Origin of the sequence: Actinomyces sp. zg-332 (assembly GCF_011751945.2) — a bacterium.
Classification (GTDB): domain Bacteria; phylum Actinomycetota; class Actinomycetes; order Actinomycetales; family Actinomycetaceae; genus ZJ293.
On sequence record NZ_CP064951.1, the window covers coordinates 773,024 to 796,167 of the forward strand.

Annotated in this window: 24 protein-coding genes; 4 read left to right on the forward strand and 20 right to left on the reverse strand. The window is 31.0% G+C overall.

Features of this window, described 5'->3' with window-relative positions; translation table 11 throughout:
• Window positions 1-300 precede the first annotated feature (300 nt).
• Window positions 301-1,068, forward strand: a complete 768-nt coding sequence (locus HCQ94_RS03105; RefSeq protein ID WP_166977559.1) for an alpha/beta fold hydrolase — start codon at window positions 301-303, stop codon at window positions 1,066-1,068.
• 289 nt (window positions 1,069-1,357) lie between these two features.
• Window positions 1,358-1,990 (forward strand): SDR family oxidoreductase, encoded by a 633-nt coding sequence (locus tag HCQ94_RS03110; protein ID WP_166981760.1) that lies wholly within the window; start codon window positions 1,358-1,360, stop codon window positions 1,988-1,990.
• Between the two features lie 352 nt (window positions 1,991-2,342).
• Here HCQ94_RS03110 and HCQ94_RS03115 read toward each other — a convergent pair whose 3' ends face one another.
• Window positions 2,343-3,017: an MmcQ/YjbR family DNA-binding protein gene (locus HCQ94_RS03115; protein ID WP_166981763.1), complete on the reverse strand. Its 675-nt coding sequence runs from the start codon at window positions 3,015-3,017 to the stop codon at window positions 2,343-2,345.
• 83 nt (window positions 3,018-3,100) lie between these two features.
• Window positions 3,101-3,475: a DUF488 domain-containing protein gene (locus HCQ94_RS03120; RefSeq protein WP_166981766.1), complete on the reverse strand. Its 375-nt coding sequence runs from the start codon at window positions 3,473-3,475 to the stop codon at window positions 3,101-3,103.
• Window positions 3,476-3,869: 394 nt separating this feature from the next.
• On the opposite strand from HCQ94_RS03120, the gene HCQ94_RS03125 reads away from it, so the two are divergent.
• Window positions 3,870-4,901, forward strand: coding sequence for an NADH:flavin oxidoreductase/NADH oxidase (locus HCQ94_RS03125; RefSeq protein WP_166981769.1), 1,032 nt, complete (start codon window positions 3,870-3,872; stop codon window positions 4,899-4,901).
• A gap of 139 nt (window positions 4,902-5,040) precedes the next feature.
• Here HCQ94_RS03125 and HCQ94_RS03130 read toward each other — a convergent pair whose 3' ends face one another.
• From HCQ94_RS03130 to HCQ94_RS06290, 15 genes are all read right to left on the reverse strand, one after another.
• On the reverse strand, window positions 5,041-6,042 hold the full coding sequence (locus HCQ94_RS03130; protein WP_166981772.1) for an NADP-dependent oxidoreductase: 1,002 nt from the start codon (window positions 6,040-6,042) through the stop codon (window positions 5,041-5,043).
• A 189-nt stretch (window positions 6,043-6,231) separates the two neighbouring features.
• Window positions 6,232-6,663: an Rrf2 family transcriptional regulator gene (locus HCQ94_RS03135; RefSeq protein ID WP_166981775.1), complete on the reverse strand. Its 432-nt coding sequence runs from the start codon at window positions 6,661-6,663 to the stop codon at window positions 6,232-6,234.
• A gap of 145 nt (window positions 6,664-6,808) precedes the next feature.
• Window positions 6,809-7,537 (reverse strand): ATP-binding cassette domain-containing protein, encoded by a 729-nt coding sequence (locus HCQ94_RS03140; protein ID WP_198426283.1) that lies wholly within the window; start codon window positions 7,535-7,537, stop codon window positions 6,809-6,811.
• An 8-nt stretch (window positions 7,538-7,545) separates the two neighbouring features.
• On the reverse strand, window positions 7,546-9,075 hold the full coding sequence (locus HCQ94_RS03145; RefSeq protein ID WP_166981778.1) for an ABC transporter permease/substrate-binding protein: 1,530 nt from the start codon (window positions 9,073-9,075) through the stop codon (window positions 7,546-7,548).
• An 855-nt stretch (window positions 9,076-9,930) separates the two neighbouring features.
• Complete coding sequence (locus HCQ94_RS03150) at window positions 9,931-11,271, reverse strand: ATP-binding protein (protein ID WP_196373595.1); 1,341 nt, start codon at window positions 11,269-11,271, stop codon at window positions 9,931-9,933.
• Between the two features lie 267 nt (window positions 11,272-11,538).
• Window positions 11,539-11,730, reverse strand: coding sequence for a hypothetical protein (locus tag HCQ94_RS03155; protein WP_166981784.1), 192 nt, complete (start codon window positions 11,728-11,730; stop codon window positions 11,539-11,541).
• Window positions 11,731-11,835: 105 nt separating this feature from the next.
• Window positions 11,836-12,252 carry a hypothetical protein gene (locus tag HCQ94_RS03160; RefSeq protein ID WP_166981787.1) on the reverse strand — a complete coding sequence of 139 codons (417 nt, stop codon included), beginning with the start codon at window positions 12,250-12,252 and terminating at the stop codon, window positions 11,836-11,838.
• Window positions 12,253-12,617: 365 nt separating this feature from the next.
• Window positions 12,618-13,259, reverse strand: coding sequence for an SDR family oxidoreductase (locus tag HCQ94_RS03165; protein ID WP_166977578.1), 642 nt, complete (start codon window positions 13,257-13,259; stop codon window positions 12,618-12,620).
• A gap of 268 nt (window positions 13,260-13,527) precedes the next feature.
• Window positions 13,528-14,127 (reverse strand): response regulator transcription factor, encoded by a 600-nt coding sequence (locus HCQ94_RS03170; protein ID WP_166981790.1) that lies wholly within the window; start codon window positions 14,125-14,127, stop codon window positions 13,528-13,530.
• A gap of 1 nt (window position 14,128) precedes the next feature.
• A complete protein-coding gene (locus HCQ94_RS03175) occupies window positions 14,129-14,941 on the reverse strand; it encodes a sensor histidine kinase (RefSeq protein WP_196373596.1) in 813 nt (270 codons plus the stop codon).
• A gap of 276 nt (window positions 14,942-15,217) precedes the next feature.
• Window positions 15,218-15,952 (reverse strand): ABC transporter permease, encoded by a 735-nt coding sequence (locus tag HCQ94_RS03180; protein WP_166981795.1) that lies wholly within the window; start codon window positions 15,950-15,952, stop codon window positions 15,218-15,220.
• 372 nt (window positions 15,953-16,324) lie between these two features.
• Complete coding sequence (locus HCQ94_RS03185) at window positions 16,325-17,221, reverse strand: ABC transporter ATP-binding protein (protein ID WP_166981798.1); 897 nt, start codon at window positions 17,219-17,221, stop codon at window positions 16,325-16,327.
• Window positions 17,222-17,744: 523 nt separating this feature from the next.
• Window positions 17,745-18,152 (reverse strand): helix-turn-helix domain-containing protein, encoded by a 408-nt coding sequence (locus HCQ94_RS03190; RefSeq protein WP_166977588.1) that lies wholly within the window; start codon window positions 18,150-18,152, stop codon window positions 17,745-17,747.
• A 220-nt stretch (window positions 18,153-18,372) separates the two neighbouring features.
• Complete coding sequence (locus HCQ94_RS06285) at window positions 18,373-18,897, reverse strand: Abi family protein (RefSeq protein WP_166981801.1); 525 nt, start codon at window positions 18,895-18,897, stop codon at window positions 18,373-18,375.
• Window positions 18,898-18,934: 37 nt separating this feature from the next.
• Complete coding sequence (locus HCQ94_RS06290; protein ID WP_166981804.1) at window positions 18,935-19,282, reverse strand: Abi family protein; 348 nt, start codon at window positions 19,280-19,282, stop codon at window positions 18,935-18,937.
• A 496-nt stretch (window positions 19,283-19,778) separates the two neighbouring features.
• Here HCQ94_RS06290 and HCQ94_RS03205 point away from each other — a divergent pair, with 496 nt between their 5' ends.
• A complete protein-coding gene (locus HCQ94_RS03205; RefSeq protein ID WP_198426284.1) occupies window positions 19,779-20,114 on the forward strand; it encodes a hypothetical protein in 336 nt (111 codons plus the stop codon).
• Between the two features lie 190 nt (window positions 20,115-20,304).
• Here the strand turns inward: HCQ94_RS03205 and HCQ94_RS03210 are convergent, their stop codons facing one another.
• The 3 genes from HCQ94_RS03210 to HCQ94_RS03220 all read right to left on the reverse strand — a co-directional run bounded on the left by HCQ94_RS03210 (window position 20,305) and on the right by HCQ94_RS03220 (window position 23,080).
• Complete coding sequence (locus tag HCQ94_RS03210) at window positions 20,305-20,766, reverse strand: GNAT family N-acetyltransferase (protein WP_166981810.1); 462 nt, start codon at window positions 20,764-20,766, stop codon at window positions 20,305-20,307.
• Between the two features lie 332 nt (window positions 20,767-21,098).
• Window positions 21,099-21,737, reverse strand: coding sequence for an ABC transporter ATP-binding protein (locus HCQ94_RS03215; protein WP_166977594.1), 639 nt, complete (start codon window positions 21,735-21,737; stop codon window positions 21,099-21,101).
• Window positions 21,738-21,751: 14 nt separating this feature from the next.
• The gene (locus HCQ94_RS03220) at window positions 21,752-23,080 is read right to left on the reverse strand and encodes an ABC transporter permease (protein ID WP_166981813.1); all 1,329 of its coding nucleotides are present in this window, start codon (window positions 23,078-23,080) and stop codon (window positions 21,752-21,754) included.
• Window positions 23,081-23,144: the final 64 nt, after the last annotated feature.

The following is a 23,144-nucleotide window of genomic DNA, read 5'->3' on the forward strand; positions in this document are numbered from 1 at the left end:
TAGCAAAACTATGTTTTCTCATTCCTTTACATTACTTTTATTATCAGAAAATATATAGTGAACTATAAAAGTATTGTTTTCCAAATAAGTATTATTAATAAGTGAAAGTTCGTTTTCCTAAAAGTTTAGGTTATATTACTATTTACAAGCTTTTATAAACACTCATCTAAATAAAATAAATCTTAGTTTTTCTTTAGAAAAAATTTTGTTATAGTGATGTAAATTCTTATTTTGCGTTAGTTATAAAACTAGTTACAAGTGACACAAAGAATTGTTCAAAGGAATTTAAAGGGGACTAAAATGGCTAAAAAACACATAGTTTTAATACACGGGACTTGGTGTAATGGAAAAGTATGGGGCGATTTCGCTACTAAAATTGAAGACATGGGAGTCAAAGTCCATACACCTAGTTTACGTTATCATGATTTGCCTTATGACGAGTGTTTTAAAAAAGTTGGAAATGTCGGTTTGAAAGACTATGTAAATGACTTAGTTTGCTACATAAAGAAATTAGACGGTGATGTTATTTTACTAGGTCATTCACTTGGTTGTTTGATTGCTCAACTTGTAGCAACACGTATAAAAGTTCAGGGAATGATATTAATGGGTCCAGCACCTGCTGCTGGTATATTTGCCTTCTACCCTACTATGGTTAGGTGTTTTATTAAGCATTTCTTGCGTTGGGGGTTCTGGAAGAAACCAATGCCTCCTTATAAAAAGGAATTCTTTAAATACTGTATGAATGAGCAAGAAGAATCAGGTAAAGAAATAGTTTTTGCTGATTTAGTTCCAGAGTCTGGCCGCGTGTATTTTCAGATGGCATTGCCTTTCTTAGATCCATCTAATAGTGCTAAAGTCAATTTTGCAAGAATAAAGTGCCCTGTGCTCACGATAACTGGTTCTAACGACAAAATGGTAGTTCCAGCAATAGCTAGAAAAACAGCCACTAAATATAAGGACTCTCTACTAGTTTCTATTACTGGTTCTGACCACATGTACGAGTATGGTAAATACCAAGCTCAAACTTTATCAATCATTGAAAACTGGTTGAAAGAAAAGATTCTGTAGTTTTATTTTATTATTTGACAGTTAAAAGTCAGTATAAGTAATGCTTTGGACGTAGTTATTTCGTGGTAGCTACGTCCATTTTCTTTCTGTGTTGTACTTAGCTAGAAAGTATTTATACTCTAAAACGTTTATTAAAATATAATCATACGTTTATAAAATAGTTAGAATCAAAATGTATCACTAGATTATTACGCAAGAATAACAAGTGTTTATAGTGCTTATTATAGATAACACCTTGTATATCGACGCAGTATACTAAGTAGTACAAGTATAAATAGTTGAGGTAAAAATGCATATACTGTTGCTGGGTGCTACAGGTCGCACTGGGAAAGAAATATTAAAACAATCTTTGGAAAAAGATTACTTAGTCACAGCTTATGTACGCAATCCTGATAAACTTTTGCCTCATAAGAATTTGAAAGTAATTAGAGGAAAACTAGACGATATCTCTTCGCTAAGCTTAGCTATGAAAAATGTAGATGTAGTGTTAGTTACCCTTGGAAACCCCAGTATAAGTACTAAAATCGCTTTGTTTGAAACAGCAATTCCCAACATTATTGAGGCTATGAAAAAAGCCAAAGTTAGCAGAATTATAGTTTTATCAGCTTTAGGGGTTGGGAAAACTATGAATAACGTACGTCCGTTTTTCCGAACTTTGCCTAAAATATTTCTAAGGAGAGTTTTTAATGATCACTACAAAGGTGAAGCGCTTTTAGTTAGCTCTAATCTAAAGTGGACTACCCTGCACCCTGGAATTTTAAGCAACAGGTGTAAGTCTAGCTTTCCTAAAGTCTATTTCACTGAAAGTGGTAAGAAAGTTAAACGTATACCGATAACTTACAGAAAAGATGTTGCTAAAGTAATGCTTGAAAAAATTTGTGATGAAAATACTTATGAGAAACAGCTTGTCATGACTTCGTAATCTAGCCTAAAACCTATAAATTATTACGCTACTTTATTCTATTTGTTTATATTGCTATCTAGGGGAAAACGTGTTTAGACACTTCTGCAAATTTTATATATCGTAAGCTAAGCTAATCTAGCAGTTAACGTCGCATAAAAACTTTCCTAAAAGGTAGTAGTATCTATAAGAAAACACGATTGAAAGCATAGTTTTATCAGTTTTAGTTAGAGCTTTTTGACGCCTTAGCTAAAATCTATCTTTGCGTTTTAGTTTATATATATCTAGATTTTACAAAACACTATGCACAGTTTGTAAATGGCTTTTACTGTAAGTACTTTTTATTTCTATGTCACTTCCAAAAATAGTTTATTCACTTTTTAGCCACTAACTCATAGCTTCTTCTTATTAACTCATAGATTTGCTCATTACTTATTCTGCCGTCTAAACAAATAGTAAACCAATGCTTCTTATTCATGTGATAGGCGGGGAAAAATACTTTCTTGTCAACAATTTCTTCTATTTCTTCAGGTAAAGCTTTCAAATTCATAATTTCTATTTCTTCTTCACCATCTAACCCTAGTTTTGTTTTAGAAATAGACACTACTATTGCAAACCACTTGTCATTTTCTTTAGCGTGAAAAGTGGCGTAGTTCGGATTTTTACTCCAAGGAAACTTAGGTTTTACTGATAAATTATTAGTTATATAGTCAACTACTTTTTGTGTTTGCTCACTCTTGAACAGCTGAAGATCAAAGCAATCATTCGAAATATCACTTAATAGCTTTTCGCATTCTTTTCTAACTTGAGTCACAAAACTACCATCAGCATTAGAAACATGAACTAAAACATATTCTTCATTTGTATCTATTTCATAAACTTTATAATCTACTAAGCCTGAACTACCAACTATAATTTCAACTCTAAAATTCTCTTCCAATATAAGGAAATTTTTTACATAGATACTACCTGTAGCTACAAAACCGTTTACCAAAAGCTTATCAACATTTAGAACTTTATATTTGAAAATACTATCTATATCAATCACAGTTACTCTCTAAATCCTATAGTTATTATGCTTTAAACATTTATTATTCATAAGTCTATACATACTATTTATGAATCTTCTACCTATTTATCAACATAAAGCATTTCTTCAAACCACTCTTTCAATATAAGTGCATGGTTACAACTAGGGTCTTTAGCGGCATACAGTAAAGTTAAATTCTGTGTCTTCAAAATTTGTCTGATACAAACTATATACTCGTTGATAAGCTTATTTTCATCTAATTCTTTACGATATAAATTCCTAAAATCAAGAAATTTTTGAGGGTCATGTCCAAACCATTTACGTAGCTGTGATGAGGGAGTAACTTCTTTCCACCAGTAGTCAAGACAAGCCTTTTCTTTTGAAATACCACGTGGCCATAAACGATCAACAAGAATACGTGTGCCATCTTCAGAGCTTATAGGCTCATATATTCGAGTAATCCTTATTTCTCCCATAGATGCCTCCACGCTAAAACGTACAGTTGCTAATTTATGATAGAACTTAATGATATACAAATACAGTAAGTAATACTTTAAAATTTCATACACTGTACAATCAACTAACTAAAGTAGATAGAAGTTATTACAAAATATACAAATAAGGAATCTTATAGATACATAAGTTTAGCATTCAACAACGTAGCTAGTGATATTTAGATTTTGAGTTTGCTGTTTTACTGTGTAATAAAACTTTCCTTTAGTCATTTATACACTTTTCTTAGCTAGATTTCTTTATACAAATAATATGGAAATATTTTTTAGTATAAAATTGTTAGAAATCTTATTATAAGTATCTCTCTTCAAAATGACATACTTTATAAAACCAGTTTATTCTTTTAGAAAGGCTAACATGTCCAAGTTGTTATCTTCTGCCAACATTGGTGGCTTAGAACTTAAAAATCGAGTAGTTATGTCTCCAATGTGTATGTATGAAGTCAAAAAACAGGACGGAATACCAACAACATTTCATTTTACTCATTATGGAGCTAGAGCAATCAGCGGAGTTGGACTAATTATTCAAGAAGCCACAGCTATTCACCCTGATGGACGTTTGACAAACTATGACTTAGGGCTTTGGAACGATGAACAAGCAATGGCTTTAAAAGATCTCGTGGATTCTATTCACTATTTAGGAGCAAAAATTGGCGTCCAAATTGTGCATTCTGGACGCAAAGCTTTAAATGTAGAAAATCCACTATCCCCTAGTAAAATTGCCTACGGTGAACCATACAATGCTCCAACAGTAATGACAACACAGCAAGTTAAAGCAACTATAAAAGACTTTATAGACAGTGCTAGACGAGCAGAACAAGCTGGATACGATATGATTGAACTGCACGCAGCCCACGGGTATTTAATCAATCAGTTTATTTCACCACTTTCAAATCAACGCAAAGACGAGTACGGTGGTAGCTTAGAAAATCGTTATCGTTTCTTACAAGAAATTATTGATGGCTGTAAAAAAGTTTTCACTAAACCAATTTGGGTGCGTATTTCTGCTACAGATTACGATGAGACTGGACAACAAAATACTTTACAAGACTGGCAACAAATGGCTAAGTGGATGGAAGAGCAACATGTTGAGTGTATTGACGTATCTACTGGAGGATTGCTAAATAAAAAGCCGAATATACCAGTACATGCAGCTTTTCAAACACCTTATGCTACTAAAATCAAAGAAGCTGTAAATATAGATGTTGCGACTGTTGGGCTGATAAATGATCCTGGCTTAGCTGAACACATTTTACAAACAAATCAAGCCGACATAATTTTGCTCGGACGAGTTCTTTTACGTAATGTGAATTGGGTAAACGAAGCTGCAAAAATCCTATATGATGAACAACACCAAGTGTTCAATAATTCATACTTACGTGGACAGTAAAACGAAGTTTAATACCCTTTATACATAGGTTGAAAGCTTTATAAACTACCTGTTTACAAGAATAAAGCAGAGATATTTGAAGTTCCACTATTTTTTATCTCTGCTTTATATTATGGTTTGTAAGAAATTGTTTCCCTATTTATTTAAAAACTATAAGAGTTTTTCCTCTAGAATTGCCGTTTGCAACCTTTTCAAGTGCTTTGTTAATATCTTTGAAATCATATACAGTATCTATAGATGGTTGTATGCGTAGCTGTGAGAAAATACCAGCTACTTCCTGTAACTGTTTACCATTAGACTCAACAAAAATAAAGTCGTATGTTGCATCTTTTTCTTCAGCCAACTTATCAAGTTTGCGTCCAACTAATCCAATCAAGAATTGTTTCCAAGCAGATAGTCCAAAACGCTTGGCAAACTTTTTATTAGGCACACCTTTAAGGCTAACTATATGCCCTCCAGCCTTTAGAATGGAGATTTGTTTTTGCGTATGACTACCGCCTAAAGTATCTAGAACGTAGTCAACATTAGATACTACTTCAGCATAATCTTGCGTTTTATAGTCAATAAACTGATCAGCACCAAGTGCTAAAACACGTTCTTTATTCGTCGCATTTCCATTAGTAATTACTTTTAATCCTTTCGCTTTAGCAATAGGAATAGCCATTGCACCTACCCCACCTGTGCCACCTGAAATGAAAATTGTTTTGCCAGCTTCTACCCGCATAAGATCCATTGCCTGCATAACTGTAAGTGCTGTAAGTGGCACACAAGCTGCTTGCTCATCGTTAAGATAAGACGGCACTAAAGCCAAAGCGTTTTCCTCCACTGCTACATATTCAGCAAATGCACCAATGCTTCTTAGTGGTAAACGAGCAAATACTCTGTCTCCAGCTTTGAAATCGCTGACTTTAGCACCTACTTCCTCAACGATACCAACTACTTCATTTCCAGCAGTAAGTGGCAAAGAATACGGCAGAAGTAGTTTTACTTCCCCGCGAGTAATCATATTATCAACAGGATTTACCCCTGCTGCATTAACTTTTATTAATACTTGAGTATCTGTAGGTACTGGTTTTGGAAGGTCTATTATTTCTAATTTTATATTTTCTTTGTTGTATTTTCTAAGCTGTGCTGCTTTCATTACTTTTCCTTTTGTACTTATAGTGCTTTAAAGTGTTTGTTTTGGGTATTTATTTTTCAAAGCAGTTAATAAACTGAGATTGATGATAAGAACTATTTATTTTGTTTCTGTAAAATATTTTCAAGTTTTTAACAGAGGAACTCTAGGAGTTATATTCTTGGATAAAACTGGCTTATGGTGATAGTTACTTTAGAAGCTTTGGTTATTTTCACTATCAAGCTCTTTTCGTATCTTATCTATAACTTTTTCCAAGGTCTGGTTTTCCAAATCTTTTTCAAGCTGTATTTCTGCATGTTCTATGATAGGGTCTAAAGCTTTATTTATATATGCACCAACAGGGCACTGTCTGTTAGCATTTTGGTGTGTATACAACAGTTTAGGAGTTTGTACTGCCCTATATATTTCTAGCAATGTTAAACTATCTTTACTTTTTCCTAACGAGTAATCAAAACTACCTTCTGCTCGTAGTAAAAGATTTGATTTTTTGAGCAAAGCAATTACCTTACGAATGTAGCTAGAATTTGTATTTACACTTTTAGCTATTTTTTCTGAAGTTAATTTTTCCTTAGTTTCAGAGAACATAATCAGTATATGCACTGCTACAGAAAATTTAGTATCCATTCACACAACCTACTTTGTATTTGTATCTGACACAAATACAATTATATTTGTTGCAGAAGCATTGTCAATATATAAAACTATAAATATAAGATTACCTCATACACGTAAGATATAAACTCAAGATAAAATTTAAAAAGTCTTATCCTCAACTTGCCATATCTATAAGCTTTCGCACAAAATCATTTTTAGGGCTTTCTAATACTTCTTTGGTAGTACCATATTGCTGTATTTGACCTTTGTCTAATACCAATACATGCGTTCCCATTGTAAAAGCTTCACGAATATCATGTGTAATAAAAATAATAGTACACTTCCTACGCTCATGAATCTTTTTTAAATCTTTTTGCAACTGATACCTTGTAATAGAGTCCACTGCCCCAAAAGGTTCATCCATTAGCAAAATAAGCGGAGAATTAGCATAGGCTCTGGCTAATCCTACACGTTGCTGTTGCCCTCCTGAAAGTTGGTCTGGATACTTGTTTTTTAACTCTCGCGGTAAGCCAACTAAATCTAGATTTTCATTTACAATGTGATCTAATTCATCTTCTTTTTTCTTTTCCAACCTAGGTACATACGATATATTTTCATAAACACTCATATGTGGAAATAAACCATTACCTTGAATTGCATAACCAATTTTTCTTCTAAGACTAATAATGTTTTCCTCATTTATGTTTTTACCGAATACTAGTACTTGTCCTTCATCTGGCTTAATCAAGCCATTTATCATTTTCATCAAAGTGGTTTTACCTGACCCAGATGTACCTACTATGCACAAAAAATCGCCACTATTTATTTCCAAACTAAAATCATTAATTATTGGTTTACCATTGTATGATTTGCAGATATTTTTATACTCAATAATCTTAGGCATTTTATTCCTTAAAATCCTTTTTCTTTCAAAAAGTTTACAGCTACATCTTTTGGATTTTCTTTTCCTATTTCAACTTTATTGTTCAACATAGCCATAGTTTTTTCATCTATAAGCCCAACAAACTTATTCAACACTTTATTTAATTCAGGGTGATTTTGTAGCGTGTCCATACGCAAAACTATTCCTGCTTTATATTGAGGATAAAAGTTACGGTCATCTTTCAAAACTAAAATTCTAGGATCTGATAACTGTCCATCTGTGGTAAAGACAGTCATCACATCTATTTTTTGATCAAATAAAGCTTGATATTTTAAACCATTATCTAAATCTACAGCTTTTTTAAAATTAAAATTATAAGCATTTGATAATACTTTATAACCATCTTCTCTTTCAAAAAAGTCGTATTCTGCACCGAATGTAAATTCTTTCGCATACTTTGAAAGATCGCTAAAAGTTTTTATATTGTACTTTTGCGCCAAATCTTTCCTTATCCCCAAACTATAAGTATTGTTGAAACCAAACAACCCTTTCCACGTTAACTTATAGTTATTCTCATACTCTTTATTTAACTCATCGAAGTTTTCTTCTCTGTAAGGTTCTTTTCTTTTCAAAACAATTTGCCAAGATGTACCTGTATATTCAGGATACAAGTCAAAATCACCTTTAAGAATACCTGGATGAATATTGGAAGTTCCACCCCCAACTCCATGTGTAATATTCACCTTTAAACCAGTATCTTTCCTTATAGCTTCAGCTACAATTTCAGCTAAAATATATCCTTCAGTCGTGGGCTTAGAAGCTATCTCAATCGTATTTGAGTTTTTGGTATGGTATAGGCTAAAAATTGAAAGTGACACAGCCAAAGCTAGAATAATAGACAAAAACTTTTTTGACTTCAACTTTTTAAATTTACGTTTTTCTACTATCTTACCTATTATTCCTAAAATACCATCAACTGTTAAAGCTAGTAGAGCTATTATAAAGCTTCCTATTAAAATTAGAACTTCATTATTTGTTGTAATACCTCTATAAATTGCAACACCTAATCCACCAGCACCAACAAAAGAAGCTATACCAGCTAAAGCAATAGTCATAATGACCATGTTTCTAATTGCGGCAAAAATTATAGGAAAAGCAAGAGGTAACTTTATTTTATATAACGTTTGGTACTCTTTACTTCCCATTGCTTTACTTGCTTCAACAATTTTAGGATCTATATTTGTTATTCCCACATAAGTATTTCTAACAATTGGAAGCAATGCATATACTGTTATTGCAATTATTGCAGTTATATTGCCTATTCCACTGAAAGAAACTAAAAATCCTAGTAGTGCAATAGACGGAATGGTATAGATAACATTTACAATTGAGATTATATAATTAGCAATCCTTGGATGGTAGGAAATCCATATACCTATTGATAGTCCGACTAATATTGCAATAGAAATTGATATTGAAGTAATGAAAATATGTTCAAATAGTAATCTGATATAAAAGAAAGCATTCATTGATAACTCACTAATAATACTATCTATCATTTACTTCCCCTTCTAAAATAGAAACCTTTTTTGATTTCATATATCAGCTATCAATAAGTATGAATTTCTATTTTTTATAGCTCTAACAAAGTAATATCGGCAGTCTTTCAGCTAGTAAAAATACTTTTCAGAGAAAAGAACCAAAATTTTATAGCACAATACCTCTTTGTAAATCTAAACTCTTACCTACTTATTAACTTTGATTTAGTGAAAATTATTCCTAAAAGACAAAAAGAAATTTGTTTATTTTATTATTTTTAGTAGTTCTAAATTTTCACTCATGTTACTTTTCACTTACTCACTATATTCCTATAAATATGGCTTGAATCAGGTTCTGATAATATTCCTGCTTATATATAAACCACTCAAATAATAATGTAAAAGATTTCGTACTATCTTTAAACTAAAAACTTGCTTTGATTTTATTATCCATAAAATTCGTTCCTTTTAAAACATAGAATTATGGAGAAAAAATCTGCTATCTCTTTTCATAAAACTGTATTTTTCAGTTTCTACTTATTAGTTGTTTTGTTACTTCGTTTTTATTGCATGTGTAAGAATTAGATTTTTATAACTAGCTTTTACAGTATAAAAATAAAAACCTCCATATAAACAAAATATATTTCATCGGTTTGCTTGGTAGTTTTACTTCTAATAGTTTCTAGGAAAATTTTCCTATCTTTTTACTTATACTCAGTAGTTAATCAATGTCTCTTTAATCAAATTTCTCTCATGAATATTTTATTTTCTATAACTAAACATTTATCAAAGTAAATATATTCTTATTCTCCTTATTAAAAAAATAGCAAGACAAGCAACCGTATCTACTTGTCTTTTAATAACTTATATTATGTTTTATTTTTTCCTATTAACCATCCAATATCCATTTTTTGAGCTTCCAACATATTCTAATCTATTTTCTTCTCTTAGTTTGGAAATATCACGCTCAATTGTTGCTTTAGATACCCCTAACATATCTTTGATAAGATTTGATGTTATATGTTTATTTTGGGTAATTAATTCTAAAATTTTCTCTCGTCTTTCGGAAATACCTAGTTTTAGAATTTGATTTTGACCATCATTTTGACCATCATTTTGACCATCATTTTGACCATCATAATTGCGGTTAAATAATGTAACAATAACTCCATTATTTGAAATATAGTATTCAGGCTGTTTTTTAAAATTAGCATAGTCTTCAAAAATTCTTCTAACTCCCGAAGCATAATTTTCAATGACATCAATTTTATCTAATGCATTTACGATTATTTTATTTCTCTTTGCTACCATTCCCATTTTAATATTTTCAAGGGTTAATCCGTCAGGCAAACTTCCTGGTGAGTAAATTTGTACTCTATTATCATAAAATTCAATTTTTATATCACCACTTAAAGTATAATCTCTATGACAATAACAATTTACAATTGCTTCTCTTAAAGCTCTTTCAGGAATATCTAGATACTCATCCCTACTTGGTTTACCTGAAAAAGTAATTCTTTTCCTATTTGATAAACTTGTAAAATACAGTATTTCATCGAGCTGTTTTAAGATTGAACCACTAAATTCTTTCTTGTCTAAAAATACACTAACATCTTTTCCTTGAAATACTGCAAACTTACTAATAGTTGGGTTTTGATCGCTTAGAAGAAATGCCGCATTATTATACTTACCATCTTTGCCTATTAATGACAAAGCATATTTATCAAACTTAATACCTTTTTCTTTAAACCTATTTTTAATATATTTAAAAGTCAAATTATCTTGAGTAATGCTGATTGATTCAAAATCATTTGAGGTGCGATGTCTAATCATTCTTTGGATTTCGTCAAAACTAGCTACTCTTTTTGTACTACCAACTCTTACATAAACACCTTTAGAATTAAACCCTTCTCCATCTTTATAAAAATATGGCTTGTCTGTACCTTTTGAAATTTTTATTTTAAAAGGTAAGTCATTTGGATAGATATAAATTAAATTTGTAACATCAGGACTAAAAGCATTAACAGCCCAATTAGATAAGGTTTGTTCCCATTCTTGTTTTTTGTTTTCTATCAGTGTTTTATCAATAAAGCCATCATTATTTACACCTAGATGAATCTCTCCGCCTTCGCTGTTTAGAAAAGAAACTATCTCAGCTTTTAGTTTATTTTGTTTTTCAGGAATATCTATTTTGTACTCAATACCATAATCTTCCATATAGTTTCCTTTTCATGGTTCTATGCGTTATTTATGATGATGTAAGCACTACAACTGTTTACTTTATCTTGTGTAAATTCTATAGAATATGTTTGTTAAATAGCTTACTTGTAAAGTGTATTCTTATACCTATTTTATAGCACAATACTTCTTTGTAAATCTAAGCTCTTACCTAATTGTTAACTTTGCTCTAGTAGGAATTATTCTTAAAATACTAAAAAATTGGGTTATGTTTAATACTTTTACTACCTCTAAAATTTACTCACATTACTTTTCTTCTAGTAATTTCAAACTTTCTTTATAACCTAAGTTTGCATCTAAGCCAAATAATTTAAAAATTTCTTCTTTGTCATCTTGGCTTTTTGGAAGTACCATTGTCTTATTTTCTGCTATCTCTACATAAAAATCACATTCAAAATAAGTAAAACCTTGTCTTTGAAATTCTGAATATTTAAGCATTTTCCGTCATAGCACTTCCCTCAAAAAACAAAGTAACGTGTTTTATATGTTCCCAATGTTCTGTAATAGGAGTAACTCCTAAATATTTTCTATACTCATTGGTTCTTATTCTGCTATTTCATAAATCATTCTTCCGTAATAGAAAATATTCATAACACAATCTACAGGCACATTACCTGTCCATAACCAACCTTGTAATACACCCCTACTCCAATTGTACGTTTCAATAATTACTTCAAATTCACTACTTTTATACTCTTTTTGATATTCTTCTAAATCTATTTTTTTACCAGAGAAATTTTCATTTATTACATCGTTAAAGACTAAAAAATCTACACATTCTAGATCCACTTTTTCAAAGATAATTTTTGCTTTATGAGTATTTTCTGTCTTATCTTTGTTATAAGAAAAAATATAGTCAAAATGTAGTATCAAATTCTCATCTACATAGTCTATTTTTAATATTCTTGCATCATGTAAAGAGTAGTCGAAATATTCTCCAAATTTTCTTTCTATTTTCATTTTCTTACTCCTGAACTTTTCTATAGTTATGTAAAAATTGTGTTAACTTATTAATACTATCAATTGGTTCTAAAAGTTGTTCCATCTTCTACATTTTTACTATATTTTGGAAGCTTATATCAACGCATAAAATGAACTTTATCTTTCGTAATAATTTCTATACGAAGCATCTACTGATACATATTTCAATAAAAATGGTAAGTTTACACAGCAAGTATTTCATCAAAAATGCTATAAGTAAAAGCAAAATCTAAATATCGTCTTTAAATACATTATGGCTAACTACTTAAAGCAAAACACACATTTTATAGAAAAGAATCAGTATTTATAAAATAGTTACGAGTTAGCCATATAAAATATATACATTAGCTTACATTCTTTAAAGCTTCGCTAATTAAAGTATCACCATCACTCATTTGAATTACCTTATTGTAGGTAGCTACTTCTTCTAAACATTCAGATAAAACTTTAGCAACATTAGGTATTGTATTTGAGGCAGATTTTGTCACATTTATGCAAATCTTACCAGAACCACTATCTGCTTCAACTAAATTACCTGGTTGCACAATCGTATACTCTAAATTTGTTTGATAAATCAAATAGTTATCTGCAAAAAATTTTGCAATATTGTAATCAGTAATATTTACTAAGTTAGGGTCAGACCATTTTTCAGGCTCTGTAGCAAATATCGAACTCAATAAAATGAAACGTGAAATACCGACTTTTTCACTTGCCTGCATTAGTTTTACAGCGCCGAAAGCGTCAGTTTGTAGTAAATCTTTTCCCCTAGATCCTGCTGTAAAGTAAACTGCATCGCAGCCTTTAATAACTTCAGCCAACTGGTTAACATCTTGGTATAAATCAAAAAATATACTCTCTACTTCATCTATTTTTGTTGCTTTTTCAAGATTTCTTACACCTGAAACTACGCTATGCCCTTTTGAAACCAGTTCTTTTATAAGCTGCTGCCCAACTCTTCCAGTTGCACCTGCAATAAATACTCTCATTTCTTCCCCTATATAAACTATTTACACAAACAACTATTTATATAAATAAGTAAAATACTTTTCTAAAACCTTTAAACTTTCTAATAATTCTTTAGCAAAAAATTTTATCTAATGAAGAAAGAATATACAATGCATAATTATCATTTCACGTTTTGCCTATGAATAAAACTAGTCTATATTTTTAGCTTAAACTAAATAAGATGTTGCAGTATTACTCAATACATACTTTTCATTCAAGTTGCTTATGCAAAGTTCATCACTATAAGTTTTATATCCAACCTTTTTCTTTAGCACTTTTAATCGCTTGGGTACGGTTATCAACATCAAGTTTTGTAAGTATTGCTGATACGTAATTTCTGACAGTACCATCTGATAGAAAAAGATGCTTAGCAATTTCCTTATTCGTATATCCCAATTCAATTTCTTTTAAAATCAACTGTTCTTGGCTGGTAAGCGGATTCTGATTAGCAAAAATGCTTTCCATTAGTTCTGGAGAATACTCTTTTTCCCCTTTTAAAACCCTATATATAGTTTTCATCAATTCTGAACTTGAACGCTCTTTGAGCACATAAGCATCAACATTATGTTTGACAGCGCGTTCAAAATAACCTGGACGTTTAAAAGTAGTAATAATAACAACTTTTGTATCAATATTATTTGTTCGTATCCATTCAAGTACATCCAGCCCAGTCATTTTAGGCATTTCAACATCTAAAATAACAACATCAAAACTGTTTTCTTTTAAAGATTGACAAGCACTAATACCATCGCAAACTTGTACTACACTATTTACTTCTTCTTCCATCAACAATAAAGTAGATAAGGCATCACGTAACATACTTTGATCTTCAGCTAGTAATATATTCATACTATTCTTTCTCAAATGGTATTGTAATAACTATATTTGTCGGATTTTTTATACTAGTAATTTTCACTTTTCCTTTTACTAATACTAACCTATCTTTAATTGACTTTAATTCGTTTCCAACTAAAGTTTCAAAACCAATACCATTATCACTAAAATCAACCACTGTATCAGTATCTGTTTCATAAAAACTAAGGCTACAGCTTTTAGCTTTAGAATGTTTTATGACATTATTTGACAGCTCACGCACAATCATTGAAATAGTAGATTGCATAGTTGGAGAAAGGATATTTGCTTTTTCCTCCCCTAAAACCTCTAAGGATATACCTGCTAGCTCCAGTGTTTGACTAATTGTTACCAGCTCAGATTCAACAGTTTGATATTTCAAACCAGATACAACTTGACGAACTTGTCCCATAGCATTTTTCGTCAAAGCATTTAAATCAACAAGTTCTTTTTCAGCTTTATCATATTGATTTTTCTCGAACAATTTTAGTGCTAACTCTGATTTCAAACTCATAGTTGCAAACAAGTGTCCAAGAGTGTCGTGTAAATCACGTCCTATACGGTTACGCTCATTCTCAGCAATAAGCTGATTAATATACATATTTTGTTGCCAAAGCTGTTTCTCAATTTTTTCTTTCCTAATTAGCCCACGTTGAATAAAAATCATAGCTATACAAATAAAATAAACAGCAATGATAAAGAAAGCGCTTTCAAGATTAGCTTTTAGAACCATATAAATCGTTATACTCGCACCTAAGACGAAAAAGACAATATAGCGAGGATGAGAAAGCTTATCTTTATAGTGCCACACTTGTAGGTTTGAAGTGTAGAATAAAAAGTAGAAAAAGTAAGGTGAATACCAGATAATACCACCAATAATATAAGCCCAAATATAAACTAAGCAAATACTACTGACTAAAGTGTTATCTGTGTGTAATATACATAAATAGCTAAAAGTGAAAATAAGTGACAGCCATATAAAATATGTTGGTAAAGTACCTAAGTAAACTTGTATAAAAGGTACTATATGAAAAACCATCCATATATAAAATAAAATATAATTTTCTCTTTTCTTGAAAAAAGCCACTTACCTCACCCTTTTGCGACGAGCAATTACTAGCGAAACTGCTACAAATAATACAGCATAAGCAGTCAAAATCATAAACGATTCTGTAGCAAAAGTATGCTTATCTATATATTTATTAGCCAGCTCAGCTAAATGGTAAGTTGGGGTTAGTTTTGAAATATTTTGTAACCACGATGGAAAAATACTCACAGGCATCCATAGCCCGCCAAGCATAGCTAATCCTAAGTAAATAATATTAGAAACAGCACTCATTGTTTCTTTAGAAGAAATCATACTAATTGCAAGACCAATTCCCAAAAATGTTGTGCTACCAATTGTTAGTAGCATACCACTAACTAGCCAGTCTGTAAGAGGCATTTGAACATTTTTTATGAAGTAACCAGTAGCAAATACAAGAATAATGGCAATAACAAAATATGCTAGTATACGTATAACTTTAGCAAGATAATACTTACTCATCGGAATAGGCGAATGTACAATAATTTTTTCCCAATTATTTTCTTTCGCTTCAACCATTGATATAGGGAAAGCAAAAAACGCAAAACTCAAGCAACTAAACGAAGTCATAGATATTAGAAAGTGACGCATTATATTTTCTGGCGCATTGTCTGAACCATTTATTGAAGAAAATATTAAGAAGAATGCGATAGGCATAAAGACCCCCAAGCCAAAAGCTATAAGAGATCGTTTAGTAAACAAATACTCGATTTTTAGTAGTGCAATAAGTGATTTCATTGTTTTATTCCCCTTTGTTTTCTTTTGTGTTATTGGTAAGTTTTATAATTATGCAAAAGTGAAGAAAGTATGTTTTTTAGGACATAGCAGATACGTAAAATACTCGTGAGCATAACTAGTGGAATTACTTATGAATACTGTAAAGATTTTGAGTTATATATCCTATACTTCTAATAGCTTTTATTCTCCAGCTCCACATACGCTATATAAAGCAAAGAACAACTCTATTGCTATTATTTAGTTTACGTAAACGGCTTATAACTTTATCTTATTCATAGTTTTTCCTTTGAAAATTCAAGATTTTAGACTAGTCTTAGGCTGTTTTTCCTCACCTTTAATGGAGTTTTTTATATATAATACTTTTCTTGTTTTCTACTCATCTTCTTCAATCTCACTAGGCTCACTTTGAAAAATACTAGAAAACAAACTACGATTTTTTACTTCTAACTCTTCAAAAGAAAGTCCTTTTTCTTGCAAGCGTTTCCAGACTTTTTCACCATCTTTAGTAACGAAACTAATAATGTCATTTTTAACTTCAAAATCGCTAACTTCTGGCATATTTTCAACAACTTCAGCATAATGCTTAGGAATAGTGAAGTGTTTTTCTATCTTCTCAGCTCGCATAGCATGAGGAGTTGTATCACGCAGAATTTTTCCGTTGTGTAAAACCAGAATACGATCAGCTGTATTTTCCACTTCCTCAATATAATGTGAAGAGTAGACAATAGTCATTCCCTGCTTTTTCAACTCAGCAATAATTTCCCAAAAACGCTGACGAGTTATAGTATCCATAGCGGTAGTTGGTTCGTCCATGAATAATAGCTTTGGTTTATTAACTAAGGTCAAAACAAAACTCAAGAAACGTTTTTGCCCACCAGAAAGCTTAGACATGAATTGTTTTTTCTGCTGAGGTGAAAAATTCAAGTAAGCGTCAATTTCTTTGACTGACAAATGTTCTTCATAAATAGTCTGATAAAACTTAATCAATTCGTTTGCTGTTAACAAATCAGGAACAATATTTGCCTGCTCAAGAACAGAAATTTCTCTCTTTTTAGCCACATCCATGGGACTAGACTGCAAAACACTAACTTTTCCACTGGTTTGCATTAAATCGCCGAGCAGTATTTTAAAAAGTGTTGTTTTGCCTGCGCCATTGGGACCTACTAATGCTACACATTCACCTGAGTGAATTGAAAAACTAATATCTTTTAAAGCGTTTTTATCTTTATACGATTTATAAATGTTATTTACTTTAATAACTGTTTCCATCTGAACTGTACCCTCCTTATAAAAGTAAGAATAAGGTAGGAGGGATAGCTTACAGTAGTGGATAGTGTCAAAAGTTATATATGACAAATGTCATCTGCCATCAATATGTAAATATAAGCTTTCGGAAATGTTTATCACTCTAAAGTTGATGAATATATGACTTGCTGAAATATTTTGAAGGAAATTTACTTTGCTCACGTTCTAGTATCTATACACACTAAAATTCTTACTTAGGTGTAAAGTCTCTAGCCTTTAATTCTTCTTCTATTTCTAGATTTTCGCTACATCATAGCAAGCAAAAGATAGGATTTACTCACGCTAAAGAAACAGTAAATACAGTGAATAGGCATTAATAAGTCTACAACCTTTAGTTTTGAATAAGTATTCATATGCGTTATCAAACACTTCCTTAGGATTATTCCTGTGTTTTAATATCTTGTACAATACGATTAGCTATAAACTTTATATACAACAAATTTTCCATACACACATTCAGCAACAAAAATTATTCTAATACAAAGGTTTATTTATTCGTAAGTTTTCTTATATCTTTAACAAATATGCTAATTTCAATTCCTAGCATGAAAATAGTTGCAATCATAAAACCAGCCATAAAAATTCTATGATAAACAACAAAATAAGCAATATAAACTAAAATAGCAGATAAATATAAGATAACAAGATAGTGCCACTTCTTTGTTTTACTATCAGCGACAACTTTCTTTTGAACAGCTTTATCTCCCCTAACAAGCTCGTCAAGTGAGATATCAAAAATATCACTTATTTGAATAAGATTAGCAATATCAGGTATACCTCTATTTGACTCCCACTTCGCTATAGCAGCTCTAGAAACCCCGATTTTATGAGCAAACTGTTCTTGTGTTAGCCCAGAGTTGTTTCTGAGTTCCCTAAGCAAAGAAGCAAAATTCACAGTAACCACCACTTCTATAAAATTTATATCTAATTGATACTATTTTGAAACCTATTAACAGTAAGCCAGCAACACTCGCGTTATTCAAGCGGAGCTTAGTAAATTTCATGTTACTTTGCGTAACACTAATGTTACTAGAGTATAAATTACCTTAAGTATCTATCGTATGGATACATTTTACGAAAATGATGTGTATGCTAATTTAACAAAGGAATAAAGTTTATTGTAGTATTTGCTGTATAATTTCTTTCCAGTCATTTGGTATTCCTGTAAAAAGAGTCATTTCTTCTGACGTTCCAGGAAAGTTTTCAATCAAAGAGTCAATCGGTTCAAAATTATTTAGTTCGAGTTTTTGGTGCAAATAATAAATCATAACTATAATTGCAAATAGTTTATGTGATTGATTTTTCACTATAGTCCATGCTTCATTCCGTGGTAATTTGGGCTTGATATCAAAGACTCTGTTATAGACTCTGCCATGGTGAGCAACATAATTACGAATAATATTTAAACTCTTTAACCAAGACTCTAGTTGCGGAGCAGAAAGATATACTTGTTCAGCGATTAAACGTCGTGTTTTCTCAGGAGAAATGCTATAGAGATTAGACATAAGCCCCCCCCAGTCCATTATCTCAACAGCTACCCAGATAGGAAGTTTTCCATCGTAATGAGTACGGTGGTGAAGTACAAAATCTTCACGTGATTTTTGCAAAGCTTTTTTTATATCTGTTATACCAAATTTCATAATTTGTTTTACTTTGATATGTCTTTATCTGATTAGCTCAAACTCCTAAATATTTGGTACTGAGATGAATATGAGGATTAATTTTTCCAAGTTCATACCCAAATAATGAACGAAGAGCGATTTCGATTTTTGACAAATTTTTGAAAAGCCAGTTTCTTAGTTGGTCGTCAAAATCATAGAAAGCAATGATACGTGAAAATACTGTGTTCTTTTTGAAACGAAGAGTTTCTTGATCTAAGAAAGGGTACCAATAACCACTTAACCGATAGTAGTTAAGTTTTGTTAAAGAATGATTACAACTGTCTATATTATCAACAATCATTCCTCTGGAAACAAGTAAACGAAACTGCTGATTGTATGTAAGAAATTTTTTATTTGGGTTCATAGATAAACGCGAAAATTCTTTCTTATAGATAGGACCGGCCCTGGGCTTTAGTTCTTAAAAAGTACTGAAGCGGTACCGGTCATGTTGCTATCACTCTAATTTATTTTAATGCATTCTGTCAATACATAGGTATATGTTTTGCATAAATGTAATCTTCCTACCTAGTGAAAAATAGCTATATAGGAAATAACATAACTATAACTTAATACAAATAAGTACTTTTACTTTCCAAGAAATATAATCAGAAATGTCTTTCATTTTTTATTTTTTATTTAAAAATATCTCTAGTTATTTATATCAGAGTTTTTAGACTTTTACTTTTATAATAGGAGAAGGTAAGAACTTTTATGAAGAAATAAGATGCTTTAACTACTAATCTACGAATACATTAATTATTCACTTTCAGAATAAAAATAAGATTTTCCACTAAAAGATGGCAATAAATTAGAATAAGGCATTGTGAGGGAAATTTTTAATCATCAAAAAATAAGTTAAAATGGTAGACGTTATGAAACCAAAGCTATTCATGTCAATGATTTTTCATATAGAAGCAAAATCAGAAAAATCAAAACAAAATATGAAAAATAAAATTCGTAAGCAACTAGAAAATAAATTAGGTTTGGAAAATATTTCTTTAAAGTATGACGCTTATACGAACTCTTTCGCTTACGTAGAAAAAGATGTTCAAGAAAAATTTGAAGACAAAGTAATCTTTTTACTATCAGCTTTGCAAAACTTTGGATACTTTTTTATTGTTTCAGGAAATTTAGAAAGTAAAAGTTTTGATATCTGTACCTCAAACACAAATACGGTCGGTATTCATTTTATATAAGGGTACTTAAATTATCATGACTTAGAAGAAAATAATTAATATGACTACATCACTATATAACTTAGGGAATTATTAGAGAGCACTATTAAAAAGAGAAAATGGCTATCCTAATTTTGTGGTTTTTGCAGCAAAAATCACTGCTATAGATACACAAATACTTATAAAATAAGTATTTGTCACTTCAAAAGTATTACTTATATAAAACAGAGGGTTCTCTCTCAAGCATAACAAGATATTCTATAGTTCCTTCTTCAAATTTTTTATTTTCTGTAACTTGAAAACCGTGTCTATCATAAAAACGAATTGCTTCAACATTCTTTTCAATAGCCCAAAGATGTGTTACAGGATAGTTTTCTTTCGCATATTCTATTAATGCTGCTCCTATTCCTTGGCTTTGGAAGAAATAATCTACATAAAGTTCAACAATTTCACTACCTTCAATATGTATAAGTCCTTTTACTACACCATCATCATAAACTAGTATATTTTCCAATATATCTGAACTCTTGTATTTTTCAGCAACACTAAGCACTTGTAATTCACCAAATGAGTAATTATCGTTTTGAAATATTGGTCTAAAATTCATACGTTTTACAAATACAAGAATTTCAGCAATCCTTGAAACATCATTTATAGTTGCTTTTCTAATCATTAGCTCTTCCAACAAAAATGGAGTTATTTGTTTTGATAATAACAACTATAACAAGAAGTAAATAGTTTTAATATTTTTCCATTTACAATAGAATTCTCTTGTAAAAATAGCGGAATTCTATGAAAAGTTTTTACAGTAACCTTATTATAAAATCAGAGGTTTATATGCTGAGCATACATTTTTATATACATTACTTTTGTAAATAAAGTATATTATTACACAATATTTATTATAGAAATATTTTTTGAAGTAAAGCATTTCAATGCTTACGAGAAAGCCGTCTTGGTAAAAACCACGAGTTTAGTTTTACCAAGACTCAACTTTCATTTTCCCTACTTAACTTTCATAAGCCTTCTGCCTTTTAGCTTAAAAACTATGTCGGCCTGACTTGAAAGCTGTTTACTATGAGTAACTACAATTACACATTTGTTTTGGTCATGCGCTGTAGACTTTAACAAACTTATAATTTCATCCGATGTATCTTCATCTAAGTTTCCAGTAGGTTCATCAGCCAAAACTAATGGCGCGCCAGATACTAAGGCTCTAGCAATTGCTACACGTTGCTGTTGACCTCCTGAAAGATGTAAAACATTTCTGCCAATCTGCTCATCTTGTAACCCTAGGCTCAAAAGTATATCTTTCTTAGCACTTCGTTTTACTAATTTTATGTTTTCTAGCGGAGTCAAGTAATCTAATAGGTTATAATTTTGGAACACTATTGAGATATCATTCTTTCTGTAAAATGTATATCCTATATCTTTTACATTTTTATCTTCGAATATTACATTTCCAGCTGTGGGTTCATCAAGCCCAGCAAGTATTGACAATAAAGTAGTTTTACCTGAACCTGATTCCCCAACTATTGCATAAAACTTTCCTCTTTGAAATTCACAACTCACATCGCTTAAAATTTTATTCTTTTTGCTATTTTTATATACATAGCTTACATTTTCTAGTCGAATAATACTCATATTTACGTCCTATTTTAGCTCATCTTAGATAGTATTTCTTTTGGCTTCAATTTAATTATGTGCATTGAAGAAATGCCTACTGATACTATGATGATTGCAATACCTATAATCCATACCCAAATAAACTCGTTAATTCCAATTGTAACGTTTAGACCATCAAGTGTTTTAGCGATCAAACTTGATTCAGCATCTGCTCCTAATGAAAGTCCTCCAAGATTTTCTCCAAGAGCTAATCTGCCAGCATCATTTGCCTGCTTTACTAAACTGTCACCCAACTTTTGCGCAATTAGAATTCCTGATCCTATTGAGGCTATAAAGCTAAATACAGCTATCATGAGTAGTTCAACTATGTATTGCAATACAATATTTCTTTTCGATATTCCTAGCGATAGCAAAACTCCTGTTTCGTGGATACGACCATTAATCCAAAAAGCTAATACAAGTGATAGGATTATTGAACTGATAATTATAGATCCAATAATTAACTGATTTATTAGCTTATCCATAGCGTCCAACGAAGTCGTTAAGGATAAGAAGTTTTTATCTGAACTTGTTACTGTATATTTTGACCAATCAATATTTAATTTTTTGACTTTATTTATTATTTCATTTAACTTTGCTGGATCTGAAACGTAAAATTTAGCATCCTGATATTGAAGGTTTTCTTTAGAGTCCCCACAAAGTTGAGTAGCTGTTTTTATATCTGCCATCAAAATATTTTCTATTAACTCTATTTCGTGAGTGGCTCTATTTTGATTACTACCAGAAAATAGTCCTACTATCTCAAGATCTACTTTAGTATTCAAATTTTTATTTAAGTTCACAGATCTATTTTTACTAGGCGTTACACTAATCTTATCGCCGATTTTTAGATTATTTAATTTAGCAAACTCTTCATGGACCAAAACTTTATTAACATCAGTTTTTTTAATATGCCTACCTGATGTGAGTTTTAAAGCACCGCCTACAAACTTATTATCTAATCTAGTGTCTTCGTTACCTTGAAGATCTCCCATTGTCTTTAAGATTTCCTCCTGTTCAGGAGTATAGGTGGATCTTTCCATTTTTAGTGGTACTTTTTTCAAGTTCATGAGATCAACTTCTGTAATAGTTCTCAAATCATTAGAAGAAATCCCACCAACTGACTTTACTTTTTCAACTATAGAACCTGGCACATTACCAAGCCCTCTACGACCTACTCCAAAATTATTTTGTAAATTGATACCTATTTCAAAACTTGCTCTAATTGAAGTATTTATATTTTTTCTAGTTTCTTTTGTAGCAGCTTTGATTGCAAAACCTGCTATCATGGAAGTGGCTATTCCAAATAAAATAAAAAACATTATTATGGATTTGACCCTCTTCCTTGTTACATATAGTAAAGATCTTTTTAAGACTGACATTTTA